The organism is Flavobacterium sp. YJ01, from assembly GCF_029320955.1.
Taxonomy (GTDB): Bacteria; Bacteroidota; Bacteroidia; order Flavobacteriales; family Flavobacteriaceae; genus Flavobacterium.
Window position 1 is genome coordinate 2,306,901 of sequence record NZ_CP119757.1, and the last position, 12,142, is coordinate 2,319,042.

Annotated in this window: 10 protein-coding genes; 4 read left to right on the top strand and 6 right to left on the bottom strand. The window is 33.9% G+C overall.

What is annotated here, in order from left to right; all coding sequences use genetic code 11:
* Positions 1–3 precede the first annotated feature (3 nt).
* The gene (locus P0R33_RS10100) at positions 4–2,052 is read left to right on the top strand and encodes a pitrilysin family protein (protein ID WP_276175316.1); all 2,049 of its coding nucleotides are present in this window, start codon (positions 4–6) and stop codon (positions 2,050–2,052) included.
* A gap of 176 nt (positions 2,053–2,228) precedes the next feature.
* Here P0R33_RS10100 and P0R33_RS10105 read toward each other — a convergent pair whose 3' ends face one another.
* The gene (locus P0R33_RS10105; RefSeq protein WP_276175317.1) at positions 2,229–3,095 is read right to left on the bottom strand and encodes an EamA family transporter; all 867 of its coding nucleotides are present in this window, start codon (positions 3,093–3,095) and stop codon (positions 2,229–2,231) included.
* 99 nt (positions 3,096–3,194) lie between these two features.
* Here P0R33_RS10105 and P0R33_RS10110 point away from each other — a divergent pair, with 99 nt between their 5' ends.
* A complete protein-coding gene (locus tag P0R33_RS10110; RefSeq protein ID WP_276175318.1) occupies positions 3,195–3,572 on the top strand; it encodes a heavy metal-associated domain-containing protein in 378 nt (125 codons plus the stop codon).
* A 52-nt stretch (positions 3,573–3,624) separates the two neighbouring features.
* Here the strand turns inward: P0R33_RS10110 and gldD are convergent, their stop codons facing one another.
* The 4 genes from gldD to mutY are packed head-to-tail and all read right to left on the bottom strand — an operon-like array spanning position 3,625 to position 7,029.
* A complete protein-coding gene (gldD, locus tag P0R33_RS10115; RefSeq protein ID WP_276175319.1) occupies positions 3,625–4,185 on the bottom strand; it encodes a gliding motility lipoprotein GldD in 561 nt (186 codons plus the stop codon).
* A gap of 1 nt (position 4,186) precedes the next feature.
* The gene (locus P0R33_RS10120) at positions 4,187–5,482 is read right to left on the bottom strand and encodes a gliding motility-associated protein GldE (RefSeq protein ID WP_276175320.1); all 1,296 of its coding nucleotides are present in this window, start codon (positions 5,480–5,482) and stop codon (positions 4,187–4,189) included.
* Between the two features lie 24 nt (positions 5,483–5,506).
* The gene (ssb, locus tag P0R33_RS10125) at positions 5,507–5,947 is read right to left on the bottom strand and encodes a single-stranded DNA-binding protein (RefSeq protein ID WP_229354612.1); all 441 of its coding nucleotides are present in this window, start codon (positions 5,945–5,947) and stop codon (positions 5,507–5,509) included.
* A gap of 35 nt (positions 5,948–5,982) precedes the next feature.
* Complete coding sequence (gene mutY / locus P0R33_RS10130; protein ID WP_276175321.1) at positions 5,983–7,029, bottom strand: A/G-specific adenine glycosylase; 1,047 nt, start codon at positions 7,027–7,029, stop codon at positions 5,983–5,985.
* A 140-nt stretch (positions 7,030–7,169) separates the two neighbouring features.
* Between mutY and P0R33_RS10135 the strand changes: the two genes are divergently transcribed.
* Both P0R33_RS10135 and P0R33_RS10140 read left to right on the top strand, forming a co-directional pair.
* Positions 7,170–7,460, top strand: a complete 291-nt coding sequence (locus P0R33_RS10135; protein ID WP_007805026.1) for an HU family DNA-binding protein — start codon at positions 7,170–7,172, stop codon at positions 7,458–7,460.
* Positions 7,461–7,838: 378 nt separating this feature from the next.
* Positions 7,839–9,383, top strand: coding sequence for a ribonuclease E/G (locus P0R33_RS10140; RefSeq protein ID WP_053470125.1), 1,545 nt, complete (start codon positions 7,839–7,841; stop codon positions 9,381–9,383).
* Between the two features lie 271 nt (positions 9,384–9,654).
* Here the strand turns inward: P0R33_RS10140 and pbpC are convergent, their stop codons facing one another.
* On the bottom strand, positions 9,655–12,030 hold the full coding sequence (gene pbpC / locus P0R33_RS10145) for a penicillin-binding protein 1C (protein ID WP_276175322.1): 2,376 nt from the start codon (positions 12,028–12,030) through the stop codon (positions 9,655–9,657).
* Positions 12,031–12,142 lie beyond the last annotated feature (112 nt).

Consider the following 12,142-nt stretch of genomic DNA (forward strand, 5'->3'; position numbering starts at 1 on the left):
ATCATGAAAACAATATATACTTTTTTAATCCTTTTATTCGTAACTGGTATCATGCAAGCACAAGATCGTCCACAACCCAAACCAGGAAACGCCCCAGTAGTCAACATCAAAAAACCGCAGACTTTTGTTTTATCAAACGGAATGAAGGTTTTAGTTGTTGAAAACCATAAATTACCTAGAGTAAGTTTTACACTTACTTTAGACAATGCGCCATTTACCGAGGGCAATAAAAAAGGTGTTGACGAATTAACAAGCAGCCTAATCGGAAACGGAAGCAAAAAAACAACCAAAGAAGCTTTTAATGAAGAAATTGATTTCTACGGAGCTAACATCAACTTTACTTCGCAAGGCGCCTATGCAAGTGCATTATCAAAATATTCTGGACGTGTTCTAGAACTTTTAGCTGAAGGCGCTTTGCAACCAAATTTTACTCAAATTGAATTTGACAAAGAGAAAGCAAAACTTTTAGAAGGCCTTAAAGCCGATGAAAAAAGCGTTCCAGCTATCTCAAACAGAGTCGTAGATGTTTTAGCGTTTGGAAAAAACCATCCAACGGGAGAATATCTTTCGGAAGAAACTGTGAAAAATGTAACATTAGAAGACGTTCAAAACAATTACAAAACGTATTTTGTTCCAGAAAATGCTTATTTAGTAGTTATTGGCGATGTTAAGTTTAAGGAAGTAAAAAACGCTGTTGAAAAATTATTCAACGGATGGAAAAAACAAGTTGCTCCAAAAAATAGCTATCCTGATCCGACAAATGTTTCTAATTTACAAATTGATTTTGTAGATGTTCCAAATGCGGTTCAATCTGAAATTTCGTTAGTAAATACGGTTAATTTAAAAATGAGCGATCCGGATTTTTTTCCTGCCGTAATTGCAAACCAGATTTTGGGTGGAGATTTCAATAGTTACTTAAACATGAATTTACGCGAGCAGCACGCTTGGACTTATGGCGCAAACTCAAGCATTGGAAGCGGAAAATATGTAACAAAATTTAAGGCTTCTTCTGCAGTACGAAATAGCGTTACAGACAGCGCTGTTGTTCAATTTATAAAAGAAATCAAGCGCATTAGAACAGAAAGAGTTGATCCTGAAGTTTTACGAAATGTAAAAGCGGGTTATATCGGAAGATTTGTAATGCAGGTTGAAAAACCACAAGCTGTTGCACGTTATGCTTTAAATATTGAAACGGAAAAACTTCCAGCTGATTTCTACGAAAAATATATCCAAACAATCAACAATGTAACAGCTGACGATATCTATCGTGTTGCAAACAAATATTTCCTTTTGGACAATATGAGAATTGTAGTTGTCGGAAAAGGTTCTGATGTGATTTCTAGTTTAGAAAAATTGAATATTCCGATTTCTTATTTCGACAAATTCGGAAATCCGGTTGAAAAACCTTCAACAAAAAAAGAAGCTCCAAAAGACATTACTGCAAAAACAGTTTTCGAAAATTACATCAAAGCAATTGGTGGAGAAAAAGCGGTTACTGCCGTTAAAACACTTTACATGGAAGGTTCAACAACTATTCCGCAAGCTCCCACTCCATTGACTTTTACATCTAAATTAGATTCAAAAGGCAAAATGATGGTTTCTCTTTCTATGGGAACTATGAATTTAATGAAGCAGGTTGTTAATGAAAAAGGCGCATACGTTGAACAACAAGGACAAAGAAAAAACCTTGAAGGCGCTGATTTAGCCGAAATGAAAGCCAATGCCGCTCCTTTTGAAGAATTACAGCTCGTTAAAAGAACTGATTTGAAAGTAGAAGGAATTGAACCAATCAACGGAAGCGATGCGTATGTAATTAAAGATGGTAAAACCACTTATTATTACGACGTTAAATCTGGTTTAAAAACAGCAGAATCTAAAGTTCGCGAACAAGGCGGAAAATCGGCTACACAAATCACTAATTTCAATGATTATAAAGAAGTTAAAGGCATTAAAGTCCCTTTTAATTTAATTCAGAATGTTGGTTTTGAATTAGATATTAAAATGTCTGATGTCAAGATAAATGAAGGAGTTACTGAGAAAGATTTTCTTTAAAAGATGCTAAGATTCTGAGATACTAAGCTTCTAAGATTTTAAGAGCTTTGTCAAAGTTTAAAACTTTGACAAAGCTTTTTTTATACATTAAGTTTTGTCAGACTGAACGAAGTCTAAGTCCCGTTCCAATTAGCGCGCCCTTCGACTTCACTCAGGGTGACATGTATTTTTAGATTTTACTTCTTCGCCGACAAATAAACCCCAATCAAAATAATAAAAGCGCCTAGAGATTGAATTGGCGTTAGCATTTCATTATCTAAAAGTCCCCAAAAGAAAGCTACAATTGGAATTAAGTACGTTACAGAAGTTGCAAATACAGGAGAAGACATTTGAATTAATTTAAAGAAAACAACATTTGCAATTCCCGTTCCTAAAACCCCTAAAATCATTACAAATAAAATAGAATGCTGCGTTTCTTCAGAATGAAAGGTCTGACTAATATCTGTTGTACTTAAAATAATTAGAGCAGGCAAAAACAAAACCGCAAAATTTCCTGTCGTAATGCTAAGCGAGTTTAGATCGTGTAAATACTTTTTAATCAAATTTACATTGATTGCATAACTCAGCGTTGCAATTACAACCAAAAGAACATATACATAATTTTGACTTCCCGAAGTAGAATCTCCACTCAAAACCAAAATCAAACATCCAATCAAGCCAATAAAAACACCCAAGACTTGACGTTTTTGAAATTGAATTCCGAAAGCTACAATTCCTAAAACCAATGTATTTAAAGGCGTAAGCGAATTTAAAATTGCTACAATTGAGCTATTGACCTTCGTTTCGGCAATAGCAAAAAGATAAGCTGGCATAAAAGTCCCAAAGACAGAAGTTATGGCGACATACTTCCATTGGCGACGGGAAATTTTCTTTAAGCTATTAAAACCTACAATCAATAAAAACAGCGCTGCAAAAATAATTCGGAAAGATCCGACCTGAATAGCAGTTAAGCCAACCAATCCTTTTTTTATCAGAATAAAAGAACTTCCCCAAATAAGAGAAAGAATCGTTAGGTAAATCCACTTTAACTGTTTTGTTTCCATAAATTGCATTTTACTGCAAATTTGTAATTATTTTACGAACTGACCGCTCTCTTTTTACTAATTTTGCAAGAAAGAAATCGCAATTTAAATTTATATATAATGAAAATTTCAAAAATCTTAATCGCTGCCACAATCGCTGGTTTAGTATTTGTTAGCTGCAAAAAAGAAGAAGACAAAAGCCTTCAAGTTGTAAATGCAGAAAAAAGCGCTCCAAAAGAACACAAACCAATCGCGGCTGAAAACCTTCAAACAGCAAGTTTCACAATCGACGGAATGACTTGTGCTGTTGGATGCGCCAAAACAATCGAAGAAGAATTAGCAAATCTTGACGGAGTTGAAAAAGCTGCTGTTGATTTTGATAAAAAAACAGCAACAATAAGTTTTGACAAAACCATCCAAAACCCAGAATCTTTAACAAAAGTGGTTCAGGAAACGGGAGATGGAAAAACATATAAAGTTTCGAATTTTAAGTCTTAACTTGAGATTAAACAATAAAAAAGGATTCAATTTGAATCCTTTTTTATTGTTTTTATTTCCATTTCAATGTTTCCATCAAACGCTGCATATCATTTTTAACATAACTCGCCGCTGGCATAATTGAGTCAAAATTTGGTTTTGCATAAAAGTATACAGAACCAATTAAAAAGTGTTTTGTGCTGTCTGTAACGTAAAACTGAGAGTTTGTTGCTGCATTTCCGTCAACTTGGTAAAACATTCCGTAAACCTTTTTTTGTGGATTTAAATACGGTTGTTCCAAGATGTCATCAGCTTTAATAACGTGCTCATAAGTTAGTTTTTGAGCATCTCGAAGCAATTTATCAATATTGCCATTTACAGGTTTATACGTCAAATAAATTGTCGCTTTCATTTTAGGATAATTTATTGCAAAACCGCATTCTTTTTCTCCTTTAATTATTGCTGCTTCATTCATTTCGAAAGCAAAAGGACAATTGTTTTCAAAATTCACATATTTTGCTTCTGGGTAATCTAAACGAAGATAACTTGCCGGTTTTGGCAAAACATCGTTTTTACAGCTTATAACTGTTAGCGCAAGCAAAATTGCAGTTATTGAAAGTATTCTGTTTAACATTTTAATTTATGGTTACTTTTATTTGTTTTACACGTTTTTTATCAACTGTTTCTACAGTAAAAACACAGTTTTCAAAAGGCACTTTTTGATCTTTTTTCGGAAAATTACCTAATATTTCTAGAATAAATCCTGCCAAAGTTTCTGCTTCTCCTTTGTGAGATTCAAAAATATCTTCATCAACATCTACAATTCTATAAAAATCTTTAAGGTTTATTTTTCCCTCAAAAAGGAAATTTTTTTCATCAATCTGCGAGAAATTCAGATTTTCGTCATCAAATTCATCACTAATATCTCCAACTATTTCTTCAATTACATCTTCTAAAGAAACTAAGCCTGAAGTCCCGCCATATTCGTCTACAACAATTGCCAAATGACTTTTTAAACTCTGAAAATCTTTTAATAAATTATCAAGTTTTTTATTCTCCGGAACAAAGAAAGCTTCTCGAATTAAAGATGCCCAATCAAATTCTTCTTTATCAATATGAGGCAATAAATCTTTTACAAAAAGCACTCCTTCAATCTGATCAATATTATCACGATAAACCGGAATTCTCGAGAATCCAGTTTCGATTATTTTAGGATAAATCTCTGCAAAAGTCTCTGATATTTCTAATGCAAAAATATCAATTCTCGGACTCATAACTTGTTTTGTGTCGGTATTTCCGAAAGAAACAATTCCTTCCAGAATTTTTTGTTCTTCTGTAGAAGTCCCTTCAGAATCGGTCAATTCTAAAGCCTGAGAAAGTTGATTGATTGAAAAATTATTCTTTTGTTTTCCTAATTTATTCTGCAAATATAAAGTAAGCGCTCTCATTGGCAAACTTATCGGCGAAAGCACTTTATCTAAAAAAGCTAACGGATAAGCAACTCCTTTTGCAAAACGCACACTATTACGGCTCGCATAAACTTTTGGAAGGACCTCGCCAAAAAGCAAAATTAAAAAAGTAACCAAAATTACTTCAAGAGTAAATCTAAGCGCAACAGAACTAACATTAGCAAAAATATTCGGTCCCATGTAAGCAAACAAAATGACAACGCCAATATTGAAGAAATTATTAGCAACAAGCAAAGTTGCCAGAAGTTTTTTAGGTCTATCTAATAAGTTGGAAATAATTTTGCCTTTAACAAGATTATCATTTAAAGTATCCTCAATATCTTTTTGAGATAAAGAAAAAAGAGCAACTTCAGCACCTGAAACGATCGCTGAAAGAAATAATAAAATGAGTATTGCGACGAAACCAATTATAAAATTAGCGTCAAAATTTGTAGTAAAAAGTAAACTGGGCTCTGGGTCCAAATTGCATAAAATTAGTTAAACATCTTAGAAAGGCAAGTCGTTAATTGGAAGCCCTTCATTTGCAGCATCAAAGTTAGTGTTTTTTACTGACTCTGTATCTTGATTTTGTTTTGTATGTGCAGTTTCTTTTTTGGTTGTCAGGAAAGTAAACTCGGTAACCTGAATTTCGGTTGTATATTTTGTTGTACCGTCTTCAGCTTGCCATTGGCGAGATTTTATTCTTCCTTCTACATAAATTTTATCTCCTTTAGAAAGATATTTTTCGCAGATTTCTGCTGCTTTATTGCGAACAACCAAATTGTGCCACTCTGTCGAAGTAATCTTTTCGTTGGTTGTTTTATTAATATAAACTTCATTAGTAGCCAACTGAAACCGTCCGATACAGTTTCCTCCATCAAAATAATGCATCTTTACATCATCTCCCAAATGGCCAATAAGCATCACTTTATTTAATGTTCCGTTCATAGTTTAGGTGGTATTTCTACCAAAGATACATTTTTTTAGCAATTTATTTCCTGCTTTTCTATAAAATTATAAATCACAATAGGGAAAGGAAAAGTTTTTAATTTTTCGGCATCAATTCCGTTTTCAATTTTCTCTTTTATTTTAATTTTCCAAAATTGTATATGAAGATGTTGATGCGAAAGTTTGTGTACAACTGTCGATTCATGACAATCTTCTATACTTATTATATTATAGGTAGAAAAAATTTCTTCCTTTGCTTTTTTTGAAATCACCTCAAAATCTACAATAGATTCTGTTTCTAAAAGAGGAAATTGATATAAATTATGCCAGATTCCTTTTGCCGTTCTTTTTTCTATTATGGTATTTCCAGAAGAATCTTCTAAAATCAAATAATTAAAGTATCTATTGGTAATTTTTACCTTTTTAGATTTTACGGGAAGCATATTTACTTTTCCTTTTTGTAATGCTGCGCAGCTTTCATTAAAATCACAAACAGAACAATCTGGATTTTTAGGCACGCATTGCAAAGCTCCAAACTCCATAATTGCCTGATTAAAAATCGCAGGATTATCTTTTGGCATTAATTCTTGCGCCAAAGCGGTAAACTCTTTTTTAGTTGCTGGCAGCGCAATATCAGATTCGATATCAAAATAACGCGATAAGACACGAAATACATTTCCGTCTACAACAGGAACAGATTCATTATAAGAAAAAGAAGCAATCGCAGCAGCTGTATATTCGCCAACTCCTTTAAGTTTCAAAAGTTCTTTATACGAATCAGGAAAAACTCCATTTAAATCATTACTTATAAATTGAGCCGTTTTATGAAGATTTCTAGCTCTCGAATAATATCCCAAACCTTGCCAAAGTTTTAAAACCTTTTCTTCTGAGGCATCTGCCAAATGTTTTACAGTAGGAAATTCCTTAGTAAACGAGAAAAAATAAGGCATTCCCTGCGCAACTCTTGTCTGCTGAAGCATAATTTCTGAGAGCCAAATTTGGTAAGGATCGACCGTTTTTCGCCACGGCAAATCACGCTTGTTTCGTAAATACCATTTTATCAATATGTTATGAAAATCCATTGCAAAATACTTAGAATACAAAAGTAAATGTTTATGTAATTAAAATTTAACGAATTAGCTTGATTAATTATTTTTTTAATTCCTATATTTGCAAACTCAAAAAAATAGTACACCATTTATAAAATAAAATAGGAAAGAAAATGACGAAAGCAGATATCGTAGCGAAAATTTCAGAGAAACTAGGTCTTGAAAAAGGAGACGTTCAAGCAACAGTAGAAACTTTTATGGAAGAAGTTAAAACTTCTTTAGAAACTGGAGACAATGTTTACCTAAGAGGTTTTGGTAGTTTTATCGTAAAAACTAGAGCTGAAAAGACTGGAAGAAACATTTCTAAAAACACTACAATTAAAATTCCAGCACACAACATTCCTGCGTTTAAACCTGCAAAAGTTTTTGTAGAAGGAGTTAAAACAAACAACGAAGCAAAATAATATTAATTAACATAAATCAGACACGATATGCCAAGTGGTAAAAAAAGAAAGAGACATAAGGTAGCTACTCACAAACGTAAGAAAAGAGCGAGAGCTAACCGTCACAAAAAGAAAAAGTAGTTTTAAACTACTTTTTTCTTTTTAAACGTTCATTGAAATTGAAAATTAGTATTCAGTCATCAGTTTATAGTCTTCGGTCTGCTGACAACTTAAAACTGCAAACTGCCAGCTAGTTTTCTCCGGGTTAATACCTGTTAAAAATATTGTTTAATCCATCCTTGTAGAAGTTGATGGTTCTTGGTTTTTGGTTTTTGGTTTTCTTTACCAACAGCTATCAACAAACAACCGACAACCTATTCACGGATAAAAATTTACAGTGTGAATAAAGAATTAATCATTAGATCTAGTTCTGAAGCCGTAGATTTTGCCTTATTAAAAGATGGAAAACTAATTGAATTACACAAAGAAGAAGAGAAAAGCAATTTTCAGGTTGGTGATATTTTTATTGCCAAAATCAGAAAACCAGTTGCCGGACTTAATGCCGCTTTTGTAAATGTAGGCTTCGAAAAAGATGCCTTTTTACATTATCACGATTTAGGCCCAAACTTAGCTTCTCAGCTGAAATTCATAAAACTTGTAAGCGCAGGTAAAATAAAAGATTTCTCCCTAAAAACCTTTCAGTTTGAAAAAGAGATTGACAAAGATGGCATCATTACTGATATTTTAAGTGCCAATCAATCTGTTTTAGTTCAAGTAGTTAAAGAACCTATATCAACCAAAGGTCCAAGAATAAGTGCTGAGCTTTCTCTTGCCGGAAGATTTATCGTTCTAGTTCCTTTTTCTGATCGCGTTTCTATTTCTCAGAAAATAGAAGACAAAAAAGAAAAGGATCGTCTAAAAAAACTTGTTCTATCGATCAAACCTAAAGGATTTGGTGTTATTGTTCGCACAGTAGCCGAAGGCAAAAACGTAGCCGAATTAGAAAAAGATTTGCAGAACCTGCTTGGCAGATGGTCTGCAATGTGTAAAAAATTACCAACTGCTCATCATCCATCAAAAGTATTAGGAGAGCTTAATAGAGCTTCTTCAATATTAAGAGATGTATTCAATGATACCTTCAGCGGTATTCAAATAGATGATGAAGAGTTGTTCCACCAAACGAAGGAATATCTGCAAGAAATTGCACCTTCGAAACAATCGATTGTTAAGTTTTATCAATCAAATGACACTCCAATTTTTGAGAAATACAATATAGAGAGACAAATCAAAACTTCTTTTGGAAGAACCGTTTCTATGAGTAAAGGGGCTTACCTTATCATTGAACATACTGAAGCTCTTCACGTTATAGACGTAAACAGCGGAAACCGTTCCAACAAGGCGACCAACCAAGAAGACACAGCCATGGAAGTAAATATGATTGCTGCAGCAGAAATCGCAAGACAGTTACGTCTTCGAGATATGGGCGGAATTATAGTTGTTGATTTTATCGATATGTCTAATCCTGAAAACAGGAAAGTTTTGTTCGACTTCTTGCGAGAAGAAATGAGCGACGATAAAGCAAAGCATAAAATATTACCGCCAAGTAAATTTGGTTTAGTCCAGATTACAAGACAGCGAGTAAGACCAGAAGTTAATATAAAAACTAGAGAAGAAGATCCGAATAAAGTTAATGGTGAAATTGAAGCACCGATATTAATAATTGACAAGATCACCTCTGATTTAGAAAGACTTTTAAAAACCCACAATAAAGTTGTGCTTAATACACATCCGTTTGTGGCTGCATACCTCAGCAAAGGTTTTCCATCATTACGTTCAAAATGGTTTTTTGAACATAAGAAATGGGTGAAAATCATACCTCGTGACGCTTACACGTACTTAGAATATCATTTCTACGACAAAAAAGGAAATGTTATTTCAGAATAAAAAAACAAAACCGCCTTTCGTGAGATTGGCGGTTTTTTTGTGTCTTTTTTTTTCGCCACGAATTACACGAATTTGCACGAATTAATTTGTGTCAATTGGTGTAATTCGTGGCGGAAATTTATGTTCAAAAACTATATTTAAAAAGTAATTTGAATACTAATGTCAACCTGAGCGAAGTCGAAGGGCACTCCAATTGGAACGTGTGCTGCGACTTCGCTCAGCCTGACATACAATAGCTTATAACGAAACGTTTTTGGAATTTATTCTAAAATCATTCCCTCACAATTTCAATTTTCCTTCTAATTTCATTTCCAGAAGCATCAACAACTGTAATATAATGTATTCCTGTTGTTGGCGTAATAGGCAGTTCATGAAATGTTTTGGTTGTTGCTTTATAAACATCATCAACATACCAGAATAATTCTTTATCTCTTTCAGAATAAGCTACTTTTAAAATTACGGGCTGTACGTTGCTGTTAAAATCTTTCGTTAAATAAATTTTACTGTTCGCTTTCGGATAAATAAAATCCATTGTAGTGGTTTGTGTTCCCTCACAACCTTCTTTAAATGGCGGTAACGGCAAATATTCGATATGCTGGCTTTTGTAATACCAAGCCATAACAGGAGGCAGTACAAACCAATTTTTAGTAACAATATTTTCGATACTTTCACAACTACTATTGACCTGAAATTGTTCTGTCTTATCTAAATGAATTGTTCTGTGATATGGGCAGACCTTGGTCGATTTACCTTTTTTAGTAACCCATTGTTTAATTTTAGGGCAATTGTCTTTTGCCAGATAACCGCTTAAACGGCAAACCTCAACTTCGGCTAAATCATTATAGGGAGTATCAAACCATCTTTGTCTTGGCAGTAAATTAAAAACGTCAAATAAAATTGGTGCAGCGCTCGTAACTCCAGTTAAAGTCGGCCTTCCCTCACCCGTCGCATTTCCAACCCAAATTCCAACTACATATCTTGAATTGGTTCCAATAGCCCACGCATCTCTATTTCCAAAACTTGTTCCTGTTTTCCATGCAATTTTTAAAGAACTGTCATAAAACTTCCAAGCTTCGTCTCCGTCAGGCCTATTAACCTCTTCCATTGCGTTGTAAGTCAACCAAATTGATCCTGCTCCCAGAATATTCTTTTGATTGGTTTCTGAACCAAAATCGGCCTTAAAATCGTTTTTATAGTTTAGCTCGGCAAATTCGTTAGTTCGGTATTGCCCTTTGTTTTTTGTGTAATAATTGACCGTAGACGAAAGATTTGCATACGTTCGGCATAGATCCCACAAATTACTTTCGGCGCCTCCTAAAATCAGGGACAAACCATAATGATCAGGCGTTTTATTAATGTTCTTTAATTTAAACTTTTGCAATTCTTCGTAAAATTTATTGACCGTAAATTCTTGAAGCATTAAAACTGCAGGAATATTCAGCGAACGCGATAATGCACGATGTGCAGGTACAGCGCCGTCAAAAGTTAGATTGAAATTTTGAGGCGTATATCCCGAAATCTGCGTTGGAATATCAGCTACTAAAGTATTGGGCAATAATTCGCCGTCATCTAACATTGCGCCATACAAAAGCGGTTTTAAAATACTTCCTGTACTTCTTGGAGCATCAATAATATCAACATCTTTTTGATGATCTTTATCTGTTGGTGAATTTCCAACGTAACTCATCACATTTCGAGTTTGAACATCAATTACCAAAATTGCCAGATTATGAACTTCATTTTGTTTGTACTGATTGTAATAATATCTTGCAATTTGATTGACACGATTTTGCAAAGCATAATCAATCGTAGTCTTTACAAGTATTCCTTCTTCATTTTTAGCTACTCTCTGCAGTAAATGCGGCGCAATTTGAGGAAGATCATACGGTTTTTGGGGCAAAGGCTCTTCTATTGAAAGTTCGTACGTCTGTTTATCTATTATACCTTCCTGATGCAGTTTTAACAGAAGTCGGTTTCTTTTCTTTAGTAATTTTATCTGATTTTTTCCTGGATAAATTAAACTTGGCGCATTTGGCAAAACGGCTAAAACTGCATTTTCTGCCCATGATAACTGATTCGATTGCACTCCGAAATAACGCCATGAAGCCATTTCCAGTCCCACGACATTTCCTCCAAAAGGCGCGTGTGCAGCGTACATTTCGAGAATTTCATCTTTAGAATATCCTAATTCTAATCTTGTAGCGAGAATAATTTCTATTATTTTTTCGAAATAGGTTCTGTTTTTTCCTTTTCGGGATAATCGAATGACTTGCTGAGTCAGCGTACTTCCGCCTCTAACCACTTTTCCTGCTTTTCTGTTTTGTTTAAAAGCATTGATCATCGCGCCAGGATTAAAACCGGGATGTTTGTAGAAATATTCATCTTCAAAATATACAATGCATTTCTTGAATTTATCTGGAACGCTGTCCTGAGCCGGAAAACGCCATTGTCCGTCGTGTGCAATTTTAGCGCCAAGAAGTTCTCCTTCTTTACTTTCTATAACTGTTGAATAGGGTTCTTTGAATAAAGTTCGAGGTATCGAAAAATAGTAAATCAGCAAGAGCAGAAATGCAATTGCTGATTTTATTTTATTTCTTTTGATCCAGTTTATGATGCGTTGGAAAAACGCTTTTAATTTATTTTTCAAAATTACATTGTTATTTCATATCCTAACAGGTTTCCAAAACCTGTTAGGTATTCCTTATTCATTCCTAAAAGAAAAATAAAATTTTCTTGTTTGTATATATAATATACCTAAC

Excerpts from the sequence above, each read along its gene's own strand:
- P0R33_RS10105 (WP_276175317.1), bottom strand. The coding sequence starts at position 3,095 with ATGGAAACAAAACAGTTAAAGTGGATTTACCTAACGATTCTTTCTCTT.
- P0R33_RS10110 (WP_276175318.1), top strand. The coding sequence starts at position 3,195 with ATGAAAATTTCAAAAATCTTAATCGCTGCCACAATCGCTGGTTTAGTA.
- P0R33_RS10135 (WP_007805026.1), top strand. The coding sequence starts at position 7,170 with ATGACGAAAGCAGATATCGTAGCGAAAATTTCAGAGAAACTAGGTCTT.
- ssb (WP_229354612.1), bottom strand. The coding sequence starts at position 5,947 with ATGAACGGAACATTAAATAAAGTGATGCTTATTGGCCATTTGGGAGAT.
- gldD (WP_276175319.1), bottom strand. The coding sequence starts at position 4,185 with ATGTTAAACAGAATACTTTCAATAACTGCAATTTTGCTTGCGCTAACA.
- mutY (WP_276175321.1), bottom strand. The coding sequence starts at position 7,029 with ATGGATTTTCATAACATATTGATAAAATGGTATTTACGAAACAAGCGT.
- P0R33_RS10100 (WP_276175316.1), top strand. The coding sequence starts at position 4 with ATGAAAACAATATATACTTTTTTAATCCTTTTATTCGTAACTGGTATC.